This window comes from Mycobacterium sp. NGS35, from assembly GCF_059812855.1.
The window spans coordinates 55203-76553 of record NZ_JCALDL010000009.1 but is presented as its reverse complement, the minus strand read 5'-3'; the positions used below and the strand labels follow the sequence as shown (position 1 = coordinate 76553).

The 21351-nt window shown below is 66.9% G+C and carries 21 protein-coding genes and 1 pseudogene; 18 read left to right on the top strand and 4 right to left on the bottom strand.

Annotated elements, in window-relative coordinates:
• Positions 1-5 precede the first annotated feature (5 nt).
• Genes AC5Y4C_RS15440 through AC5Y4C_RS15380 form a run of 13 tightly spaced genes read left to right on the top strand, consistent with a single transcriptional unit; the run spans position 6 to position 13717 of the window.
• On the top strand, positions 6-803 hold the full coding sequence (locus AC5Y4C_RS15440; protein ID WP_499904829.1) for an MlaE family ABC transporter permease: 798 nt from the start codon (positions 6-8) through the stop codon (positions 801-803).
• A 1-nt stretch (position 804) separates the two neighbouring features.
• Entirely contained in the window at positions 805-1674 is an 870-nt protein-coding gene (locus AC5Y4C_RS15435) for an MlaE family ABC transporter permease (RefSeq protein WP_499904831.1), read from the top strand.
• Between the two features lie 4 nt (positions 1675-1678).
• Positions 1679-2890 (top strand): MCE family protein, encoded by a 1212-nt coding sequence (locus tag AC5Y4C_RS15430; protein WP_499904834.1) that lies wholly within the window; start codon positions 1679-1681, stop codon positions 2888-2890.
• A complete protein-coding gene (locus AC5Y4C_RS15425) occupies positions 2887-3918 on the top strand; it encodes a virulence factor Mce family protein (RefSeq protein WP_499904836.1) in 1032 nt (343 codons plus the stop codon). The genes AC5Y4C_RS15430 and AC5Y4C_RS15425 overlap by 4 nt, the downstream gene beginning before the upstream one ends.
• Positions 3915-5471: a virulence factor Mce family protein gene (locus AC5Y4C_RS15420; RefSeq protein ID WP_499951744.1), complete on the top strand. Its 1557-nt coding sequence runs from the start codon at positions 3915-3917 to the stop codon at positions 5469-5471. Before AC5Y4C_RS15425 ends, AC5Y4C_RS15420 begins: the two co-directional genes overlap by 4 nt.
• Positions 5472-5474: 3 nt before the next feature.
• Complete coding sequence (locus AC5Y4C_RS15415; protein ID WP_499904841.1) at positions 5475-7097, top strand: virulence factor Mce family protein; 1623 nt, start codon at positions 5475-5477, stop codon at positions 7095-7097.
• Positions 7094-8245 (top strand): virulence factor Mce family protein, encoded by a 1152-nt coding sequence (locus AC5Y4C_RS15410; protein ID WP_499904844.1) that lies wholly within the window; start codon positions 7094-7096, stop codon positions 8243-8245. Before AC5Y4C_RS15415 ends, AC5Y4C_RS15410 begins: the two co-directional genes overlap by 4 nt.
• A 3-nt stretch (positions 8246-8248) precedes the next feature.
• Complete coding sequence (locus tag AC5Y4C_RS15405) at positions 8249-9865, top strand: MCE family protein (RefSeq protein WP_499961798.1); 1617 nt, start codon at positions 8249-8251, stop codon at positions 9863-9865.
• Positions 9835-10473 carry an Rv1363c family protein gene (locus AC5Y4C_RS15400; protein WP_499904852.1) on the top strand — a complete coding sequence of 213 codons (639 nt, stop codon included), beginning with the start codon at positions 9835-9837 and terminating at the stop codon, positions 10471-10473. The genes AC5Y4C_RS15405 and AC5Y4C_RS15400 overlap by 31 nt, the downstream gene beginning before the upstream one ends.
• A complete protein-coding gene (locus AC5Y4C_RS15395; protein WP_499904856.1) occupies positions 10470-11447 on the top strand; it encodes an RDD family protein in 978 nt (325 codons plus the stop codon). Before AC5Y4C_RS15400 ends, AC5Y4C_RS15395 begins: the two co-directional genes overlap by 4 nt.
• On the top strand, positions 11444-12013 hold the full coding sequence (locus AC5Y4C_RS15390) for an Rv1363c family protein (RefSeq protein WP_499961799.1): 570 nt from the start codon (positions 11444-11446) through the stop codon (positions 12011-12013). The genes AC5Y4C_RS15395 and AC5Y4C_RS15390 overlap by 4 nt, the downstream gene beginning before the upstream one ends.
• Positions 11980-12939 carry a mammalian cell entry protein gene (locus AC5Y4C_RS15385; protein WP_499961801.1) on the top strand — a complete coding sequence of 320 codons (960 nt, stop codon included), beginning with the start codon at positions 11980-11982 and terminating at the stop codon, positions 12937-12939. Before AC5Y4C_RS15390 ends, AC5Y4C_RS15385 begins: the two co-directional genes overlap by 34 nt.
• 7 nt (positions 12940-12946) lie before the next feature.
• On the top strand, positions 12947-13717 hold the full coding sequence (locus tag AC5Y4C_RS15380; RefSeq protein ID WP_499961803.1) for a fructosamine kinase family protein: 771 nt from the start codon (positions 12947-12949) through the stop codon (positions 13715-13717).
• Here the strand turns inward: AC5Y4C_RS15380 and AC5Y4C_RS15375 are convergent.
• On the bottom strand, positions 13707-14777 hold the full coding sequence (locus AC5Y4C_RS15375) for a phosphodiester glycosidase family protein (protein WP_499961805.1): 1071 nt from the start codon (positions 14775-14777) through the stop codon (positions 13707-13709). The two genes, AC5Y4C_RS15380 and AC5Y4C_RS15375, sit on opposite strands and share 11 nt — an antisense overlap.
• 162 nt (positions 14778-14939) lie before the next feature.
• Here AC5Y4C_RS15375 and AC5Y4C_RS15370 point away from each other — a divergent pair, with 162 nt between their 5' ends.
• Positions 14940-15221, top strand: a complete 282-nt coding sequence (locus AC5Y4C_RS15370) for a GlsB/YeaQ/YmgE family stress response membrane protein (protein ID WP_499904868.1) — start codon at positions 14940-14942, stop codon at positions 15219-15221.
• A 4-nt stretch (positions 15222-15225) separates the two neighbouring features.
• On the opposite strand, the gene AC5Y4C_RS15365 is transcribed toward AC5Y4C_RS15370, so the two are convergent.
• The 3 genes and pseudogenes from AC5Y4C_RS15365 to AC5Y4C_RS15355 form a co-directional block, all read right to left on the bottom strand.
• On the bottom strand, positions 15226-16494 hold the full coding sequence (locus tag AC5Y4C_RS15365; protein ID WP_499961806.1) for a PQQ-dependent sugar dehydrogenase: 1269 nt from the start codon (positions 16492-16494) through the stop codon (positions 15226-15228).
• Complete coding sequence (locus AC5Y4C_RS15360) at positions 16475-17182, bottom strand: pirin family protein (RefSeq protein ID WP_499961808.1); 708 nt, start codon at positions 17180-17182, stop codon at positions 16475-16477. Before AC5Y4C_RS15360 ends, AC5Y4C_RS15365 begins: the two co-directional genes overlap by 20 nt.
• A 45-nt stretch (positions 17183-17227) precedes the next feature.
• Positions 17228-18266, bottom strand: a pseudogene (locus AC5Y4C_RS15355) (sigma-70 family RNA polymerase sigma factor).
• Here AC5Y4C_RS15355 and AC5Y4C_RS15350 point away from each other — a divergent pair.
• From AC5Y4C_RS15350 to AC5Y4C_RS15335, 4 genes are read left to right on the top strand one after another with little or no spacing between them, the layout of a single operon-like run.
• On the top strand, positions 18214-19053 hold the full coding sequence (locus tag AC5Y4C_RS15350) for an alpha/beta hydrolase (protein ID WP_499961810.1): 840 nt from the start codon (positions 18214-18216) through the stop codon (positions 19051-19053). The pseudogene AC5Y4C_RS15355 and the gene AC5Y4C_RS15350 overlap by 53 nt on opposite strands.
• On the top strand, positions 19050-20093 hold the full coding sequence (locus AC5Y4C_RS15345) for an alpha/beta hydrolase family protein (protein WP_499961812.1): 1044 nt from the start codon (positions 19050-19052) through the stop codon (positions 20091-20093). Before AC5Y4C_RS15350 ends, AC5Y4C_RS15345 begins: the two co-directional genes overlap by 4 nt.
• Positions 20094-20103: 10 nt before the next feature.
• Entirely contained in the window at positions 20104-20856 is a 753-nt protein-coding gene (locus AC5Y4C_RS15340) for a DUF2786 domain-containing protein (protein WP_499961814.1), read from the top strand.
• Positions 20853-21344: a TIGR04338 family metallohydrolase gene (locus tag AC5Y4C_RS15335; protein WP_499961815.1), complete on the top strand. Its 492-nt coding sequence runs from the start codon at positions 20853-20855 to the stop codon at positions 21342-21344. The genes AC5Y4C_RS15340 and AC5Y4C_RS15335 overlap by 4 nt, the downstream gene beginning before the upstream one ends.
• Positions 21345-21351 lie beyond the last annotated feature (7 nt).

Genomic DNA, 21351 nt, shown 5'->3' with positions numbered 1-21351 from the left:
CGCTGATGACCGCAACGACCGGGTTCACTGGTTATTTGCGGGATCGGGCCGGCCCACCGCTGGAGGCAGTCGGTGGCTTCTTCCGGATGTGCGTGCTGACGGCCAAAGCGACGACGAAATGGCCGTTCGAGTTCAAGGAATTCATCCTTCAGTCCTGGTTCTTGATGCGGGTGACGTTCCTTCCGACCGTCGCGCTCGCGATACCGGACACGGTGCTGATCATCTTCACGCTCAACCTGTTGCTGGTCGAGTTCGGCGCGGCCGACGTGTCCGGGGCCGGCGCCGGCCTGGCGGCCGTCACCCAGCTCGGGCCGATCGTGACCGTGCTGGTGGTCGCCGGTGCCGGCTCGACCGCCATCTGCGCCGACCTGGGTGCACGCACCATCCGCGAGGAGATCGACGCGCTCGAAGTGCTGGGCATCGATCCGATCCACCGGCTGGTGGTCCCGCGTGTGGTCGCCGCGACCGCCGTCGCAGTCCTGCTCAACGGTGCCGTGATCATCATCGGGCTGGTCGGCGGCTTCGTCTTCGGCGTCTATTTCCAGAACGTCTCCGCAGGCGCCTACCTGTCCACCTTGACGCTGGTCACGGGCCTGCCCGAAGTGGTGATCTCGATCGTCAAAGCTCTGACCTTCGGCCTGATCGCCGGGCTGGTCGGCTGTTACCGCGGCCTGACCGTGTCCGGTGGCTCCAAGGGATTGGGCACCGCCGTCAACGAGACGCTGGTGCTGTCGGTGGTGGCGTTGTTCGCCGTCAACGTGGTGCTGACCACCATCGGCGTCCGCTACGGAACGGGGCGCTGACGTGAGTACTGCAACCGTCCTTCGCAGCCGGTTCCCGCGGACCTTCGACCGCGCGACCCGGTGGGGCAGCGCTCCGGGCAGGTTCCTGGACAGCACCGGCCGGCTCGCCTGGTTCATCGTCACCGCGATCGGCCAGATCCCGAACGCAATCCTGCACTACCGCCGCGCGATGCTGCGGCTGGTGGCCGAAATCGGCATGGGCACAGGCGCAATGGCGGTGGTAGGCGGCACCACCGCGATCGTCGGTTTCGTGACGCTGTCGGGCGGCTCGCTGATTGCGATCCAGGGCTACGCATCGCTGGGCAACATCGGTGTGGAGGCGTTCACCGGCTTCGTCGCCGCACTGGTGAACGTCCGCGTCGTCGCACCCCTGGTCGCCGGCCAGGCGCTGGCCGCCACGGTGGGTGCAGGCGCGACCGCCGAGCTGGGCGCGATGCGCATCAGCGAGGAGATCGATGCGCTCGAGGTGATGGGCATCAGGTCCGTCTGCTATCTGGTCTCGACGCGCATCCTGGCCGGGCTGGTGGTGATCGTGCCGCTGTACTCGATGGCGATCATCCTGTCCTTCTTGTCCGCACAGCTCACCACCACGCTCTTCTACGGCCAGTCGACGGGCACCTACGAGCACTACTTCCGCACCTTCCTGCGGCCCGACGACGTGTTCTGGTCGTTCATTCAGGCGGTGATCATCTCGATCATCGTGATGCTCAACCACTGCTACTTCGGATACAACGCCAGCGGCGGTCCCGTCGGCGTGGGAGAAGCCGTGGGCCGATCCATGCGGGCATCGCTGGTGGCGATCGTGCTCGTCGTCCTGTTCGCCTCGTTGGCGCTCTACGGCACCAACCCGAACTTCAACCTCACGGTGTAGCACCATGACAGCACCCCTGAACTCCAGCCGCACCCCGCCGTACAAAGTGGCGGGGATCGTTTTCGTGCTCGCGTTCGTGTTGATCGTGGTGCTGGTCGGTCTGCAGTTCCGCGGCAAGTTCGAGCCGAAGACGCAGCTGACCATGATGTCCGAGCGGGCCGGCTTGGTGATGGACCCGGGTTCCAAGGTGACCTACAACGGAGTGGAAATCGGACGGGTCGCCGACGTCACCGAGACCACGGTCAACGGTGAACCGAAGGCGAAGTTGACGTTGGACGTCAAACCCAAGTACGTCCGCCTGATCCCGGCCAACGTCGACGCCACCATCCAGGCCACCACGGTGTTCGGCAACAAGTACGTGTCGTTCTCTTCGCCGAAAAACCCTGTGAAGCAGCGTATTTCGTCCAACGACGTGATCCAGGCATCGCAGGTGACGACAGAGTTCAACACGCTGTTCGAGACGTTGCTGTCGATCTCGGAGAAAGTCGATCCGGTCAAGCTCAACGAGACGCTGTCGGCGGCCGCGCAGGGGTTGTCCGGCTTGGGAGATCGGTTTGGGCAGTCCATCATCCACGGCAACGACATCCTCGCCGACCTGAATCCGAAGATGCCGCAGATTCGCTATGACGTTCAGCGGCTGGGAGATCTGGCCGAGGTGTACGCCGACGCGTCACCGGACCTGTGGGCGTTCCTGCGCGGTGCGGTCACCACCGCGCACACGTTCAACGAGCAGCAAGCCAATCTCGACGCGGCGCTGACCGCCTCGATCGGCTTCGGGAACACGGGCGCCGACATCTTCGAACGCGGTGGGCCCTACCTGACCCGCGGCGCCGAGGACCTGATCCCGACGTCACAGCTGCTCGACGAGTACAGCCCCGCGCTGTTCTGCACGATCCGCAAGTTCCACGACGTCGCGCCGAAGATCGCCGATTCGCTTGGCGGAAACGGATATTCGCTGCGGACCCACTCAGAAGTCGTGGGCGCCGGCAACCCGTACGTCTATCCCGACAATCTGCCGCGGGTCAACGCCCACGGCGGGCCGGAAGGCAAGCCGGGCTGCTGGCAGGAGGTCAACCGTGACCTGTGGCCCGCGCCCTATCTGGTGATGGACACCGGTGCATCGCTTGCGCCGTACAACCACTTCGAACTCGGCTCGCCGTTCGCCATCGAGTACGTGTGGGGCCGGCAAATCGGGGAGTACACGATAAACCCATGAGCATCAGAGGGACCGCGATCAAGCTCGGAGCATTCTCGGTGGTGCTCCTGCTCTTCAGTGTGATCATCATCGTGGTGTTCGGTCAGATGCGCTTCGACCGCACCAACGGCTACTCGGCGATCTTCTCCAACGCCAGCGGCCTGCGCAGCGGCCAGTTCGTCCGGGCATCCGGCGTGGAAGTGGGCAAGGTCGCCGACGTCCAGTTGATCGACGGCGGCCGGCGGGCGCTGGTGAACTTCCGGATCGACCGGTCGCTGCCGCTGTACGAAGGCACCACCGCATCGATCCGCTATCTGAACCTGATCGGCGACCGCTACCTCGATCTGCAGCGCGGTGACGGCAACAAGCGCATGCCGGTCGGCAGCACCATCCCCATCGAAAGGACCAAGCCCGCACTCGATCTCGACGCGCTGATCGGTAGCTTCCGTCCGCTGTTTCGTGCACTGGACCCGCAGAAGGTCAACAACATCGCGCAGTCGATCATCACCGTGTTCCAGGGACAGGGCGGCACCATCAACGACATCCTCGATCAGACCGCACAATTGACGTCGACCCTGGCCGAGCGTGACCAGGCCATCGGCGATGTGATCAAGAACCTCAACACGGTGCTCGACACCACGGTGCGCCACCAGAAGCAACTCGACGAGACCGTCGACAACTTCGAGAAGCTGATCACCGGTCTGAAGAATCGCGCCGATCCGATCGCCGACTCGACCGCTGAAATCAGTAATGCCGCAGGCACACTCGCCGGGATACTGTCGGACAACCGGCCGTTGCTGCACGACACGCTGCAGCATCTGGAAACCATCCAGGGGCCGCTGATCGACCAGAAGGATCAGCTCAACGACATCCTGGTGCGGCTGCCTACGTCGCTGAAGATCATCGGCCGGGCCGGTGGCGTGTACGGCGACTTCTTCAACTTCTACGCCTGCGATATCTCGTTGAAGCTCAACGGATTACAGCCCGGCGGTCCGGTGCGCACTGTGCGCATCACCACGCAGCCCACAGGCAGGTGCACACCGCAATGAGAACGTTGGAGGGCTCAAACCGCGTACGCGTCGGCCTGATGGGCATCATCGTGGTGCTGCTTGTGGTGGCCGTCGGCCAGACCTTCGTCAGCATTCCGCAGTTGTTCGCCCAGCCGACGTACTATGCGCAGTTCAAGGATGCGGGCGGTATCAAACCCGGCGACAAGATCCAAGTCGCCGGCGTTGCGGTGGGCCAGGTGCGTTCTCTGCAAATCCAGGGTGACCACATCGTCGTCGGCTTCACGTTGGGTCCCAACCAGATCGGCAAGGACAGCCGCGCTGCCATTCGGACCGACACGATCCTGGGCCGCAAGAACATCTCGATCGAGCCGCGCGGCTCAGAACGGCTGCGCGCCAACGGAGTTCTGCCGGTCGGGCAGACCAGCACGCCGTACCAGATCTATGACGCGGTGTTCGACGTCACGAAGGCGGCGTCCGGCTGGGACATCGACACCGTCAAGCAGTCGCTCAATGTTCTGTCGCAGACCATCGACCAGACCTACCCGCATCTGAGCGATGCGCTCAAGGGCGTCGAACGGTTCTCCGACACCATCGGCAAGCGCGACGACCAGATCAAGCAGCTGCTGGCCAACGCCAACAAGATCGCCGGGATCCTGGGTAACCGCGGCGGGCAGATCAACGCCCTGCTGGTCAACGCGCAGACCCTGCTGGCAGCGGTCAACGAACGGGGACAGGCGATCACCTACCTGCTCGAGAACGTGTCGGCGTTCTCCGAACAGGTGAAGGCGTTCATCGACGAGAACCCGAACCTCAACCACGTGCTCGAACAATTGCGCACAGTCAGCGATCTGCTGGTCCAGCGGAAGATGGATCTGGCCGACTCACTGACCACGCTGAGCAAGTTCACCGCGTCGCTGGGCGAGGCGATCGCATCGGGTCCCTACTTCAAGGTCATGCTGGTCAACCTGCTGCCGTACCAGATCCTTCAGCCGTTCGTCGACGCCGCCTTCAAGAAGCGCGGCATCGATCCGGAGAACTTCTGGCGCGGTGCCGGTCTGCCGGCATTCCGCTGGCCCGACCCCAACGGCGCCCGGTTCCCCAACGGTGCACCGCCGCCGGCGCCGACCCCATTGGAGGGCACTCCCGACTTCCCGGGTCCGGCAGTGCCGCCCGGCTCACCCTGCTCGTACACGCCGCCGGCAGACGGGATTCCGACCGCCGCCAATCCGCTGCCCTGCTCGCACCTGAGTGTCGGCCCGTACGGCGACAACCCCTACGGCCCGAACTACACCGGACCGAATGTGGCCACCTCGCCGCCGAATCCGAACGGCCCGGGCTACACGCCGGGCATCACCAGTGCTGGTGTGCCGGGACAGACGCCGCCGGAGTTGCAGGGTGTGCCGGTTCCGTTGCCGCCGGCACCGCCGGGTGCACGTACCGAACCCCTTGGGCCGGTGTCGAATCCGTTCCCGGCGCAGCCGGTTCCGCCCGCTGACCTGCCCGGGCCGCCGCCTCCTGCCGGACCCGGGCCGCAGGTGCCCGACGGTCCCCCGCCTGGCATGCCCGGACCCGTAGACATTGGAGGTCACTGACCGATGTCGACGATCTTCAACATCCGAAATCTCAAGCTGCCCAATGTCTCTCGGGCTGCACTGGTTATCGGTGCGGTGGTGATCGTGCTGGCGATCGTCGCGGCCGTCATCGGGTTCCAGGTCTACAAGAAGCTGACCAACAACACCGTCGTCGCGTATTTCACCCAGGCCCTCGCCCTGTACCCGGGGGACAAGGTGCAGATCATGGGCGTTCGCGTCGGCACGATCGACAAGATCGAGCCGGCCGGCGACAAGATGAAGGTGACGTTCCACTACCAGAACAAGTACAAGGTGCCGGCGAACGCCACTGCGTCGATCCTCAACCCGACACTGGTCGCGTCCCGAGTGATCCAGCTGTCGCCCCCCTACACCGGGGGACCGGTGCTCAAAGACGGTGCCGTCATTCCGCTGGAGCGCACCCAGGTGCCGGTCGAATACGACGAACTACGCAACGCGATCGACCGAATCCTCAGCGGGCTGGGTCCCACTGACCAGCAGCCCAAGGGTCCATTCGGTGACGTCATCGAGTCGTTCGCCGACGGACTGTCCGGCAAGGGTGAGCAGATCAACAAGACGCTCAACAGCCTTTCGGAGGCGCTCACCACACTGAACTCCGGACGCGGTGACTTCTTCAGCGTGGTGCGCAGTCTGGCGCTGTTCGTCAATGCGCTGTACAAGAGCGATCAGCAGTTCGTCGCACTGAACAACGATCTGGCCAGCATCACCAACAAGTTCAACAACACCGACCGCGAAGTCGCCAACGCGTTGCGCGACATCAATCAGCTGCTGACCACCACTCGCTCATTCCTGGACAAGAACAGCGAAGTGCTGGTGCATGACATCAACAATCTCGCCGATGTCACCACCGCGATCTTGCAGCCGGAGCCCCGCAACGGCCTGGAGACAGGTCTGCACGTGTTCCCCAACCTGGCGTCCAACATCGTCAACATCTCGTCGCCGATCTCCGGCGGCATCGTCGGGCTACCGGTGCTGGCGAACTTCGCGAACCCGATGCAGTTCATCTGCAGTGCGATTCAGGCCGGCAGCCGGCTGGGCTACCAAGAGTCGGCTGAGTTGTGTGCCCAGTACCTGGCACCGATCCTCGACGCGATCAAGTTCAACTATCTGCCGTTCGGCGTGAACACGGCCTATACGGCCGAAACGTTGCCGAAGATGGTCGCCTACTCCGAGGACCGGCTGCGGCCGCCGCCCGGCTACAAGGACACGACCGTGCCCGGCATCTTCTCGCGCGACACCCTGTTCTCGCACGGCAACCATGAGCCGGGCTGGGTGGTGGCTCCGGGGATGCAGGGTGTTGACGTGCAGCCGTTCACCGCGAACATGCTGACGCCGGAGTCGCTGGCCGAGCTGATGGGCGGTCCCGACATCGTGCCGCCGGCCGCGCCGCCGACGTTCGGCGCGCCGCCGGGCGGTAACCTGCCCGGTCCGCCGAACGCCTACAGCGAGAACACACCGCTGCCGCCGCCGTGGTATCCGCAGCCCGGTCCGCCGCCGGCGCCCGCGCCCGGTGTGTCTCAGGTGCCGATGGTCGCACCGGCCCCGGTGGCCGCGCCCGCTGCGCCGCCACCGCCCGGCGGCTATCCAGCTGAGGGGGCCGGCCGATGACACGTATTCGGATCACCCGGCTCGGCCGCCGGGGTGTGGCGCTGCTGGCGACGGCGTTGACGCTGACGGCCTGCGGCTCCTGGCGGGGCATCGCCAACGTCCCGCTGCCGGGCGGCCCCGGCTCCGGGCCGGACCACATGACCGTCTACGTCGACATGCCGGATACGTTGGCGCTCAACGTCAACAGCCGGGTCCGCGTCAAAGACGTGTACGTGGGTTCGGTCAAGGCAATCGAGCTGCGCAACTGGGTGCCCCGGCTGACGCTCGACCTGCAGCCGGGCGTGAAGCTACCCGCCAATGCGACCGCGAAGATCGGCCAGACCAGCTTGCTGGGATCTCAGCACGTCGAACTGGACGTGCCGCCCAACCCGTCGAAGCAGCCCCTGAAGAGCGGCGACGTGATCCCGCTGTCGCGCTCGGAGGCGTATCCGAGTACCGAACGTGTGCTGGCCGCGATCTCGATGATCCTGCGCGGCGGCGGCATTCCGGACCTGGAGGTCATCCAGACCGAGATCAACAACGTCCTCACGGGTCGCGCGCCCCAGATCCGCGAGTTCCTCAACAAACTCGACACCTTCACCAACGAGCTGAACCAACAGCGCGACGATCTGACCCGCGCGATCGACCAGTCGAACCGGCTTTTGACCATCGTCGCCGACAACAACGAGACGCTGGATCGCGTGCTGACCGAATTCCCGCCGCTGATCAAGCATTTCAACGACACCCAGGGTCTGTTCGCCGACGCGGTGGTGGCACTCGGCCGGATCAGCAGGGCAGCCGACAACACACTGACGCCCGCGCGCGAGAACCTGCACACCAACCTGCAGCTGTTGCAACGGCCGCTGCGTGAGCTGGGTAAGGCGTCGCCGTATCTGATCGGGGCGCTGAAGCTGATGCTCACCGCGCCGTTCAACATCGAGAACGTGCCGAAAGTCGTGCGGGGCGACTACATCAACGTGTCGATCCTCGCCGACCTGACGCTCAGCGCGATCGACAACGGTCAGTTGTCGGGCACCGGCATCTCGGGCATGCTGCGCGCGCTCGAGCAGTCGTGGGGCCGCGATCCGGCGACGATGATCCCGGACGTGCGGTTCACCCCGAACCCGCACGACGCGCCGAACGGGCCGCTGGTGGAAAGGCATGAGTGAGAGATGATCACTCGGTTAATCCGCATCCAGCTGATTCTGTTCACGGTGCTGACCGTCATCGCCTTGGTGGTGCTCGGCTGGTACTACCTGCGGATCCCGCGGTTGATCGGGATCGGCCAGTACACACTGCACGCCGATCTGCCGCGGTCCGGCGGCCTGTACGAGACCGCCAACGTCACCTACCGGGGCATCACCATCGGCAAGGTGACCGCAGTGGAGCCCACCGAGCGCGGGGCGCGCGCCACGTTGAGCATCGACGACCGGTACAAGATTCCGGCGGACGCGTCGGCCAACGTGCACTCGGTGTCGGCGGTCGGTGAGCAGTACCTGGACCTGGTGTCCACCGGCAACGTCAAGCAATACCTGCACGACGGGCAGACCATCACCCGCAGCACCGTGCCGTCGGACGTGGGCCCGGCCCTGGACGCGACCAACCGTGGACTCAACGCGTTGCCCAAGGACAAGATCGCGACGCTGCTCAACGAGACGTCACAAGCGGTTGGCGGCCTGGGGCCGGCGCTGCAGAGGCTGGTGGATTCGACGACGAACATCGCCAGCGATTTCCGTGACAACTTGACTCCGGTCAACGACATCGTCGCCAACTCGTCGCCGATTCTGGATTCGCAGGTGAACTCGCGCGACAACATCTCGACGTGGGCGGCCAACCTCAACTCGATCGGCACCCAGGCCGCTGAGCAGGACGCGGCGCTGCGCAGCGGTTTGCAGCAGGCTGCTCCCACCGCCGATCAGCTCAACGCGGTGTTCTCCGATGTGCGCGATTCACTGCCGCAGACGCTGGCCAACCTCGAGATCGTCATCGACATGCTCAAGCGCTACCACAAGGGCGTCGAACAGTCTCTCGTCATCTTCCCGCAAGGCGCAGCACAGCTAGAGGCCGGCTCCATCTTTCCGGGTTACGGCATCATCAATTTCGCGCTCGGTCCCCTGTTCGTCGGAATCGGTGCCTCTGCGTTGACCCTGCAGGCTGTGCCGCCGGGTTTCGGTGCTGCCCTCAACAGTCCGCCGCCGTGCCTGACCGGCTTTTTGCCGCCGTCGCAGTGGCGCGCGCCTGCCGACACCTCGCCAGCGCCGTTGCCGTCGGGCACCTATTGCAAGATCCCGAAGGACTTCCAAGGTAACGTCGTTCGCGGTGCGCGCAACTATCCGTGCGCCGACGTGCCGGGCAAGCGGGCCGCGACGCCGCAGGAGTGCCACAGCAACGAGCCGTATGTGCCGATGGGCACCAACCCGTGGTACGGCGACCCGAACCAGATCCTGACCTGCCCGGCGCCGGCCGCCCGTTGCGACCAGCCGGTGGATCCGGGACGGGTGATCCCGGCACCGAGCATCAACAACGGCATGAACCCGCTGCCGGCCAACTTGCTGCCACCACCCATTCCGCCGGTCAGCGACGCACCGTCGCGCCCAGGGCAGGGTACGGTGACCTGCAGCGGCCAACAGCCCAACCCGTGCACCTACACGCCCGCGCAGGTGCCCACAGCGATCTACAACCCGCAGAACGGCGAGGTGGTAGCGCCCGACGGCTCGCGCTACAGCGTGAAGGATTCGACGAACACAGGAGACGACGGATGGAAGGAGATGCTGGCACCAGCCAGCTGAACCCGACAAACATCGAGGCCGACGAGACCGAAGAGCACGTCACCGAGGCAGCGGCCGATTCGGCTCCCGAATCTCCCGAAGCGCTGGACCCGTCCGATGATCGACCGTCTCGGCTCACCCGCGGCTGGTTCGTCGCAATGTTCGCAACCCTGATCGTCTTGGCGGCCTGCGTGGCGACGGGCGGCTACCTGGCGTTGCGCTCGCATGACAACGCCGAGGCGTCGGCGCGAGCCGAGCAGGAGGCGGTGAACGCCGCCAAGGACTGCGTGTCGGCGACCAACGCGCCGGACCCCGCGACGATGGCCGCCAGCGTGCAGAAAATCATCGACTGCTCCACCGGGGACTTCGGCGCGTACGCCAAGATGATGGCCCCGATGATGGTCGAGGCGTATCAGGCGGCCAACGTCAAGGTCGAGGTGACCAACATGCGGGCGGCGGTCGAACGGCACAACGACGACGGCACCATCGACGTGCTGGTGGCGTTCCGGTTCAAGGTGCCGTCCAACCCCGACGCGCAGAACCAGGAAACCGGGATGCGGCTGCGTGCGCAGATGGCTCCGGAGGACGGCCGTTACAAAATCGCCAAGCTCGACCCGGTGATGACTTGACCGTGCTCGTCGCCGAGGAGACGCGCGCGCAGTCGGTCACCGAACAGATCGAAAGCCCGTCCGTCGCGTCGTGGTGGTCGCGCGCGGGCGCTTTCGCGCTCGACGTGCTGTTTCCGTTGGGCGTCGTCGCCGCGGTGGCCTTGGCGGTGACGACGGCACAGATGTACAGCTGGGCGTGGTGGGGGTCGATCGTCGTCGGCGGATTGGTTCTGGTGGCGATGCTGCTGAACCGTCTGGTGGTGCCGGCCGTCACCGGCTGGACGCTGGGCCGGGCATTGCTGGGCATCAGGGTGGTGCGCCGCGACGGTGACGCTGCTGGAATCGGCCGGCTGGTGGTGCGCGATGTGGCCCATCTCCTGGATACGGCCGCGCTGTTCGTCGGCTGGCTCTGGCCGCTGTGGGATTCACGCAACCGCACGTTCGCAGACCTGTTGCTGCGCACCGAAGTCCGTCGCGTCGGCGAGCAGCCCAGGGTGCGCCGCGCCGTCGGGGCCGTGCTGACCGTCGGAGCGCTGCTCGCCGCGGCCGGCGCCGGGCTGACGTATCTCACGGTGTACCGGCACGACAAGGCCGTGGACACGGCTCGAAGTCAGATTGCCGATCAGGGCCCGCACATCGTCGAGCAGATCCTGACCTACAACGCCGGCTCCATGAAGGACGACTTCGCGCGCGCGCAGAACCTGGTGACTGACAGCTACCGAGACGAATTGGTGAAGCAGCAGCACGTCGTCGAGAAGAACGCGGCCGCGAACAACGAATACTGGGCCGTGACCAGTTCTGTTCTTCCCGGCACCACACCGGACCACGCGACAATGCTGGTGTTCCTGCAGGGGCAGCGGCAAGCCCAGCAGCAGGAAGTCCGCTTCATCACCGCCACCGCGAAGGTGGCGTTCGAGAAATCGCGCGACGGCACCTGGCGGGTCTCGGAGCTGACCGTGTTGCCGCAGCCGGCACTGAACAGAGGTCCGCGATGAGTCCGCGGCGCAGGATCGAGCCGGGTGTAGAGACGGTCGCTGTTCCTCTTGTCACGCGCGGCCGCCGGAACTGGCTCGGCCATGTCTTGGGGCTGGCGGGCTTGAGCGTGCTGGCATCACTGGTGGTGGCGGCCGCGATCACGGCGGGCGGGCTGATGCTGTGGTCGCACGTATCCGACGAGAGGGCCAATGCGCGCGACGCCGACGCGCTCGGCTATGTGGGGCACTTCATGACCGAGTACACCAGCCTGGACCCGTTCCACGCGAACGACTACGGGGACCGCATCCTCGCGGAGGCGACAGGCCAGTTCGCCAAGGAGTTCAAGGACAAGCAGAACGAAATCCTGATTCAGGTTGCCAGGGCCGAACCGACCAAGGGCACGGTCATCGAGGCCGGCATCGAGAAGTGGCACGACGACGGCAGCGTCAGCGTTTTGGTGGCGACGAAGATCGACACCACCGCCGGCGAGCCGAGGAAGCCGGTCGAAAGCGGCAACCGGTGGGTGGTCACGGCCGTCAAGGAAGGGCAGCAGTGGAAGATCAGCCAACTGACACAAGTGATCTGACCGACGCCGACGCCGGCGACCAGTCGGCGACCGACGGTGGCGAGCCGACCGCACGTCGGGTGCCGACGGGCAAGCGCGGCGGCCGGCACAGATACTTGCGGGCGCGCACGGTCACACCGGCGGCCACTGCGGCCACCGGGGCATCGGCGGACGAGCCGACCTCCGTTGAGGAGGGCTCGCCGACCAGTGACGTCGAACCGTCGGCACAGCAACCCGAGAGCACCGCGGTCGAGGAGCCGGCATCCGACGCGTATCCGCAGATTTCACCAGAAGCCACGGGCCGCAGATGGTTTCGCCGACGCAGGGTCGCATCGGATGCTGAACCGCCGGCTGAGGCCGAGGCTGAGGCCAAGGCCGCGGGCGAAGGAGAAGGCGACGACGAGCCCGTCGAGTTCGTCGAGCGCAAGCCCGCCGGCCGGCGGATCACGATCGCCGTAGCCGTGGCCGCCGTGTTGTTCGTGATCGCCGGAGCGTTCGCCGGCTCGATGCTGCAGCCCTACCTCGCCGACCGTGCGGCGGCCGCGACCAAGATGACGATCGCGCGCACCGCCACCGATGCGATCACGACCCTGTTCACGTACACCCCCGACGACATGGATCAGCTGCCGGCGCGGTCGTCGAAATACCTCGGCGGCGAGCTGAAAGACGCGTACGCCAAGCAGATCGACGCATTGGCCGCCACCAACAAGCAGAACCAGGTCAAGCGCAGCGCCGAAGTCGTCGGCACGGCAGTGGAGTCCGTGGACGGCAGCGATGCCACCGCAATGGTGTACGCCAACATCAGCTACACCAGTGCCAGCACCAAGGATGTGCCGAAGCTCTTCTTGGTTTCGTACCGACTGAGCATGCAGCGCGAAGGATCTGACTGGGTGATCACCAAGATGCCGTGGATCACCTCGAAAGACCTGACCCGCCTGGCGCCCTGAGCCGGGGGTGAGCGGCGAGTTCGTCAAACGCAATCCCGCTGCGCCGCAGGGGTTTATCGCGTGTGAAGCCGCCGGGCTGCGCTGGCTCGCAGCCGTCGACGGTGGGGTGCCGTGCGCGCAGGTGCTCGATTACGACGACACCAGCCTGACGCTGCGCCGACTCGACACGACGCCACCCACCCGCGCGGCGGCCCGCGAATTCGGCGCCCGGCTTGCGGTCACCCACGACGCCGGTGCCCCCGCGTTCGGCGCCCCGCCTGACGGCTGGAGCGGGCCGGGCTTCTTCGGGCCGCTGACACACCCGCTGCCGATGTCGTTGACACCGCACGACAGCTGGGGAGTCTTTTATGCGCACGAACGGCTGACGCCGATGGCGGAGGTGGCGGCGCCGCGATTGTCGGGCACTGGCCGTGCAGCGGTCGCCGAGGTCGTAAAGCGCTGCGGTGCAGGCGAATTCGACGACGACAGCCGCCCGGCACGGCTGCACGGCGATCTGTGGAGCGGCAACGTGATGTGGACGTCCGGCGGCGCTGTTCTGATCGATCCCGCGGCACACGGCGGCCATCGCGAAACCGATTTGGCCATGCTCGCGCTGTTCGGATGCCCGCATCTCGACGCCGTTCTGGACGGGTATCAGTCCGTGCGGCCACTGGCTGCGGGATGGCGTGAGCGCGTCGGACTGCATCAGCTGTATCCGCTTCTGGCGCACGTCGTGCTGTTCGGTGGCGGCTATCGCGCGCAGGCGGAAGCGGCGGCGAAAGACGCGCTCAGAGGTTGAACGCCAGCCAGCTCGGCAGCGCGCGCTCGTGAGAGTCGCAGAGCACCTGCTGAGTATCGCAGTTTCCTCTGGGTGATCCGGCCCCTGACCACATGCCGCCGGTGTCGCGGCGCAGCACGATCGCCGACGATCCACCGCCGTCGAGTAGCAGTGCGCTGTCGGCGCCCAGACCGCGGAACAGATCCTGCATGTTGTCGGGCGTGTAGCTGCCGCCCTGGAACACGTAGAGTTCGTCGCGAGTTCGGTTGTAGCCCAGCGCTGTTCGCGCTGCGCTCGGACCGCTGTCGCCCAGCTGTCCCGTGGCGCCGGGGGCCAGTAGGCCGATGCCGCTCACCGCGACGAACCGTGTGCCTGCGTCCAGCAGGCGCTGAATCTCCGGGGAGGCGGCGTCGTAGTCCTGGTCGTTCTTCGGCATCACGACGTACGGGGCGCCGCCCACCGGAAGGATCATGGTGGCCAGCGCCGTCCAGACCTCGTCGCCGCCGGACAGCGCCTGCTTACCTGCGTACGCGACGGTGCCGGTGACCGCGGCGTTCGCGCGGCCGAGCCCGCTGGTGTTGTCGACGTACGCGCCCAGCGGCGAGCTGCAGTTCGTCTGCTTCCACGACCCGCCTTTCTGGCCGCGCACGTCGAAGAAGTTGGCGTTGACGGCGATGACCGGCCGGCCCAGCACTTGCCACGCCTGCAGCGGCGGATAGGTTTCCGACGCCTGCCACAGTCCTTCGTTGGTGCGCGCCCGGGGGTCGCGTTCACAGCGGGCCTGGAAACCCTGGTGGGTGTCCACGAGAAGCCGCGGGTTCAGGCGTGTCGAGGCGTTCTTGACGATCATCAGATGCCCGCCGTTGCTGAGCGTGTACTCCGAACCGCCGGCGCTGCGGAACGGGGCCGCGAAATCCCCGCCGAAGTTGTAGACCAGATACGACCCTTTGGTGTTGGCGATCGCGGCCAGCAGTACCGAGCGGGCTTCGTCAGCGCGCGCAATGGGCGTCACAGACAGCATCGTGAACAGCGTCGTCGCGGCGAAGGCGGCCGCCAGGCGCAGCGGGATTGCTGTGGACATCGGCACGCGTCCATCCCAACAGCAACAGTCGCCACTTCAGTAACGAAACCGTCACGGTCTGGTCCCGGTGGCGCGATCGCGTGCCCGTGGGGTTAGAAGTGGCGCTGCGAAGGGAACACGTTGACGTCGGCGTCAACCCGACGCCCGGGCAAAGGAGCAACAGTGTTCGGATCGATAATCGGTGCCATCATCGTGGGAATCATCATCGGTGCACTGGCGCGGCTGATCATGCCGGGTAAGCAGAACATCGGCGTGCTGATGACGATCGTGCTCGGCATCGTCGGCGGGCTGATCGGCTCGTGGGTCACCCATGCCGTCGGGTACTCCAACAGCAATGCGGGCTTCGAGTGGATTCCATTCTTCGTCGGGATCATCGCGGCCATCGTGCTGATCGCGATCTACGTCGGGGTCACCGGTCGCGGCGCTCGAACGCCGCGCGCGTAGTCAGTCAGCGACCCGGCGGCGCGACACGGTACACCGCGCCAGCGTCGTCGTCGGTGATGTACACCGCGCCGTCGGGTCCCACCACCGCGGCGACCGGACGGCCCCAACGCGAGCCGTCCGGCGCCTGAAATCCGCCGACCAGAGTCTGCTGGCGGCCCAAAGTGCCGTTCTGCCACGCAAAGAATGACACCTCCGGGGCACGTGGCGACTGCCGATTCCACGATCCGTGCACGCCGACCAGCGCGCCGGACGAGTACGGCGCCGGCAAGCCCCCGTCGACGAAGGACAATCCCAGCGGCGCCGCGTGCGCGCCGAGCGTCTGCTCGATCGCAGGCAGCCGCGCGCAATCCAGTTGCCGGCCATCGGGATTGGTCTGGACATCGCGTATCAGCGGCACCGGGCCGCCCTCGCCGTCCGGGTTGCAGAACGGCCAACCCAGGTCGCGACCGGCGCGCAGGCGCGCGAACGACTCCGGTGGATGGTCGTCGACGTAGTCCTGGATCACCTTTGCGTACGACGGTCCGGGGCGCGGGTCGGCGACATTGTCACGGTTGTTCACCGCCGTCCACACCGAGCCGTCCGGCGCGATCGCCAGCCCCGTGCCGTTGCGCACTCCACGCGAGAACACCTCGAAAGGACCGCCCTGCGGCGGGATCCGGTTGATCGTCGCCCGCTCCGGGGTCGCCGAGCGGTCCTCGACCGAGACGTTGCCGGTGGAGCCGATCGAGAAGTACACGGCGCCGTCTGGGCCCACCGCAACGCTTTTCAGCGTGTGCTCGTAGGCGCCGTGCAGCTCGGGGCTGCTGATGTCGGGCAGTCCGGCGGCGACCACGCGTCGACCAGCGGCCCTGCCGTCGGCATAGGTGTAGGCATCGATCTGGTTGCTCTCCGCGACATACAGCGTCGACCCGCGAAACGCGAGCCCGTGCGGTCCGGACAAGTCGTCGAGTAACACCTCTTGGTGTCCCGGTGTCAACGTGAGCACCTTGCGGTCGGCCGGCACCGAAACCAGCAGCGCGCCGTCCGGAGCCCACGCGGCCAGCCGCGCCTTGGGGACCCGGGCCCACAACGCCATCGTCCAGCCGGGCGGTACGAGCGCTTGGCGGGCGACATCGAACGGAGCTTGCGCCAGTTGCGGTGGAACCTGCACCGTCACCCGGACCAAACCCGCGGGGTTCTGCCCCGGCGCCGCGGGCGGCGTCGGCGCCGTCGAACATCCGGCCGCGATTGCGGTGAGCGCGATGGCTACCGCGCTACGCCGCCAGGCCCGCATGCATCTCCCAGACCAGAATCTCCGCCGGTGCGGTCGCGGTGATCCGCTGGCCGCCCGACGCGGTGAGTCGCACGGCGTCGCCTTCCTCCAGCGCGCCGGTTGCTTCCAGCGTCACGGCACCTCGGGCCACGAAAAGGTGCAGGTAGGGCGCCTGCGGCAGCGTGACGGCGTCGCCGGGCTTCAGCCGCGCACCGTGCAGGGTGGCGTGGCGATTGTGGATGGCGACCGCAGCGTCGGCGTTCTTGCCGGAGGCGATGGGCACCAAGCTTCCGGTGATGTCCACTTCGTGTTGTTGGTATCCGGGCTCGATGCCGGCCTCGTCGGGCACCACCCACATCTGCACGAAGTGCACGGGCTCCGTTGCCGATCCGTTCTTCTCGGAGTGCAGAATCCCGGTGCCGGCCGACATGCGCTGCGCGAGACCGGGCCGGATCACGCCCGCGTTTCCCGCGGAGTCGCGGTGGGCCAGCGACCCGCTGAGCACCCATGTGACGATCTCCATGTCGCGGTGCGGGTGGGTGTCGAACCCTGCGCCGGGTTTGACGATGTCGTCGTTGTTGACCAGCAGCAGGCCGTGATGGGTGTTGGCGGGATCGTAGTAATCGCCGAACGAGAACGAGTGTCGTGAGGTCAGCCAGTCGGTCGTGGTGACGGCACGGTCGGCAGCGCGGCGCACGTCTGGGCTCACGCTGCCCAGGGTAGAACGACTCCGTCGTCGCCGGCCTCGTCGTCGCTACAGGGAGTCGGGCAAGCCGAACTTCGCGAACAGCGTGGTGTCGAGGAACGCCACCACATGTGCCACCCCGTCGGCCGTGAAGTCCACGACATGCAGCTGAAACGGCACATGCTTGTCGCCCTCGCGCATGTACATTGCGGCGGCCGGCTGTCCGTTGGCGGTGACAGGAATCAGCCGCATGTCGCCGGGTTGCTCGGCGGGGCACTGCAGGTGGATGAGTGAGCCGATGGCCTGCGGTCCGCGGTACCAGTTGACGAACGGCGGCATCTCCCAAACTGCTTCGGCGGTGAACATTTCCACCAACGCGTCGATGTCGTACTTCTCGAACGCCGCGATGTAACGCGCCAGCTGGTCCTGTGCCTCAGGGGAATCGGGGGCAGCCAGCGCATCGTCGGGGCCGACGGCATCGAGCTGAGCCCGTGCCCGCTGCAGCAGACTGTTCACCGCCGCCGTCGACGTTCCGATCGCCTCGGCCACCTCGGCGGCTTTCCACTGCAGCACGTCGCGCAGCACCAGCACGGCCCGCTGCCGCGGCGAAAGGTGCTGCAGCGCGGCGACGAACGCCAGCCGTACCGACTCCCGGTTCTCCACGACCTCCGACGGGTCGGCGGGCAGCGGCTCCAGCCAGGGCACCTCGCGGCGTTCGACGAGCTCGTCGGCCGGATCGGCGTCGGGGCCGCCCAGTCCGCTCGGCAGCGGCCGTCGCTGCCGTCCCTCCAGCGACGTCAGGCACGTGTTCGTCGCGATCCGGTACAGCCAGGTGCGCAGCGACGACTTGCCCTGGAAACCCGAGTACGCCTTCCACGCCCGCAGGTAGGTCTCCTGCACCAGGTCCTCCGCGTCGTGCAGGGATCCGGTCATCCGGTAGCAGTGCGCCAGCAGCTCACGCCGGTGTGGCTCCGCACGGACCAAGAACTCGTCGTCAGACTCGCGGGCGAGGACGCTCACGGCGCCGAGCTTACGCGCGCCATTACGCTCGCCCCATGCTCACCACCCGAACCGAGCGGTCGTTCGACGGCGTCGACGGGGTGCGAATCGTCTACGACGTGTGGACGCCGCAGACCAGTCCACGCGGCGTCGTGGTGCTCTCCCACGGATACGCCGAACACGCACGCCGCTACGACCACGTCGCCCAGCGTTTCGGCGATGCGGGCCTGGTCACCTACGCGCTCGACCACCGCGGCCACGGCCGCTCCGGCGGCAAGCGGGCGTGGCTCAAAGACCTGTCGCACTACACCGAGGACTTCGCGAAGCTCGTCGCGATTGCGGCGTCGGACTATCCGGGCCTGCCGCGAGTGGTGGTCGGGCACAGCATGGGCGGTGGAATCGTGTTCGCGTACGGCGCCCAGTACCCGGACACCTACACCGCGATGGTGCTGTCGGGACCGGCGGTCGCGGCGCATCTGGAGGCGCCCAAACCGCTGGCCGTCCTCGGCAAGGCGCTGGGCAGGCTCTTCCCGGGGCTGCCGATGCGCAAGCTTCCCGCCGACGCCGTGTCACGCGACCCCGAGGTGGTGGCCGCCTACGAGTCCGACCCGCTGGTGTACCACGGCTGGCTGCCCGCCGGGATCACCCGCGCGCTGCTGCAGGTGGGCGAACGCCAGCCGCAGTTGGCCGCCAAGGTGACGGCTCCGCTGCTGATCGTGCACGGCGAAGACGACCGGCTGATCAGTGTGGAAGGCAGCCGCATGCTGATCGAGCATGTTGCCTCGCCGCAGGTGGTGCTCAAGGTCTACCCCGGCTTGTACCACGAGGTCTTCAACGAACCCGAGAAAGAGCGCGTGCTCGACGACGTGACCGCGTGGATCGAAACGCATTTGTGAAAGCGGTTGCGAGACTTGGCCTTTCCTGGCTGATCGTGGCGCTGGTGTGGGTGGGCGGCTGCTCGTCGACGCACCCGGCGCCGGTTTGGGTGGACGACGAGGTGAGCTTCGTCGCCGACGGCTTGACGATCTACGGCACCTACCGGCACCGCGCTGACGCGCCGTCGGGCCCGGCGGCGCTGCTGATCTCCGAGAGCGGCAACACCGACCGCAACGGCGACAACGCGGTCGCCGGAAAGATCGGCACCCAGCGCACCCTCGCCAGCCTGCTGTCCGATCGGGGTGTGGCCAGTCTGCGATACGACAAGGTGGGCGGCCGCACAGGGCTGGGGCCGTATGCGGGCCGCCCGGCCGACGTCGACAGCGCGGTTTACACCGCCGGCGCCAAGGCCGCGGTTCGGTTCTTGGCGGCTCAGCGGGACGTCGACCCGAACCGGATCGCGGTGTACGGGCATGGCGAGGGCGCCGTCCACGCGATGATGCTGACCTCCGACACCGCCTCCGGCGCACCGAAGATCCACGCGCTCGGGCTGTTTGCACCGCTGGCCGGCCGCTACCTCGACCTGATCAGCGTGCGGGTGCGGGCGGACGTGGACGCCCAAGTGAAGGCCGGCCGCGCCACACCGCAGCAGGGCCAGGACGTGATCGCGGCGTGGACGGCGGCTGTCGCGTCGGCGCGAGCCGACGGCACCGTGCCGGCGCAGCTACCCAACGGGCTGGGCGCGATCCTCAACCCCGGCAACGTCAGGGCGGTGCTGGCGACCGACGCGATCGACCCGATGGCGCTGGCGGCGCGCGTCCCGTCCGGCACCGCCGTGTTGCTGACGTGCAGCGACTCCGACGCGCAGGCCCGATGCGACGCGATGCGGCCGCTGGCCGTCGCGTTGGCGCACACCCGCCTGACCTTCGCCGAACTGCACGGCGTCAACCACGTGCTCAAGGACGACCCCACCGACAGCATCACCGACTACGCCAACGGCCAGCCGCTGTCGGCGCAGGTGGTCAGCGCGCTGAACGCTTTTGTCGGATCGGTCGCTTAGCGTGGCGTCCATGACCGACGACAAGATGCTGGGGCGCATCGCCGCCCTGCTGCGCCAGGCCGAGGGCACCGACAATCCGCACGAAGCCGAGGCGTTCATGGCCGCGGCGCAACGGCTCGCCACCGCGACATCCATCGATCTGGCCGTCGCGCGCGCGCATGCGGCCACCCGCACCAAAGCTCAAGCCCCGGTGCAGCGCACCATCACCATCGGGGCGGCCGGCACGAAGGGACTGCGCACTTATGTTCAGCTGTTCGCCGTGATCGCCGCCGCAAACGACGTGAAGGTCGACGTTGCCAGCAACTCCTCGTTCGTCTACGCGTACGGCTTCCCCGAGGACATCGACGCCAGCCATGCGCTGTACGCCAGCCTGGTGATGCAGATGGTGCGTGCGTCCGAGGCGTACCTGGCAAGTGGTGCACACCGGCCGACGCCCACCATCACCGCCAGGCTGAATTTCCAGCTGGCGTTCGGCGCCCGCATCGGCCAGCGGCTGGCGCAGGCGCGGGATGAGGCGACGCGCGAGGTGCGAAACAGTGCCTCGTCCCGGCCTGGCACCGCACTTGCGTTGCGCAACAAAGAGATCGAGCTGACCGACTTCTACGGCCGGGAGTCGAAGGCGCGCGGTACCTGGCAGGCTCACCGGGCGTCGGCCGGCTACTCGTCGGCGGCCAGGCGGGCGGGCGACAAGGCGGGCCGACGCGCCCGGCTCGGCGGCAGCAGCGAATTGCCCAATGGGCGCACTCCGCTGCAGAGGCGATGACTCGAGACAGCCAGCGGGCCAAGGTCTATGCGGCCGAACAGTTCGTGCGCACGCTGTTCGACCGAGCCGAGGAGCGGGGGTCACGGTCGGTGGAGTTCTTCGGCGCCGCGCTGACGCTTCCGCCCGAAGCGCGGTTCGCGTCCGTGGAGTCGGTGCAGAGCTACGTCGACTCTGTTCTGAATCACCCTGCGGTGCAACATCATTGGCCGGATACACGTGTGGTGTCCGTGCGGCCCCGGCGCGGTGAGACCGCCGCGCACTATGAACACCGTGGTGCCGACGCGGTGATAGCAGTGCCTGCCCGCGACCGCTGGGCCTTACGGGAACTCGTTGTGCTGCATGAGATCGCACACCATCTGTGCGACGTGACGCCGGCGCACGGTCCGCCATTCGTCGGCGCGTTCTGTGCGCTCGCCGGCATCGTGATGGGGCCGGAGGTCGAACACGTCTTGCGCGTCGTGTACATGAAAGAAGGCGTGCGCGGCTAGCGTGGCA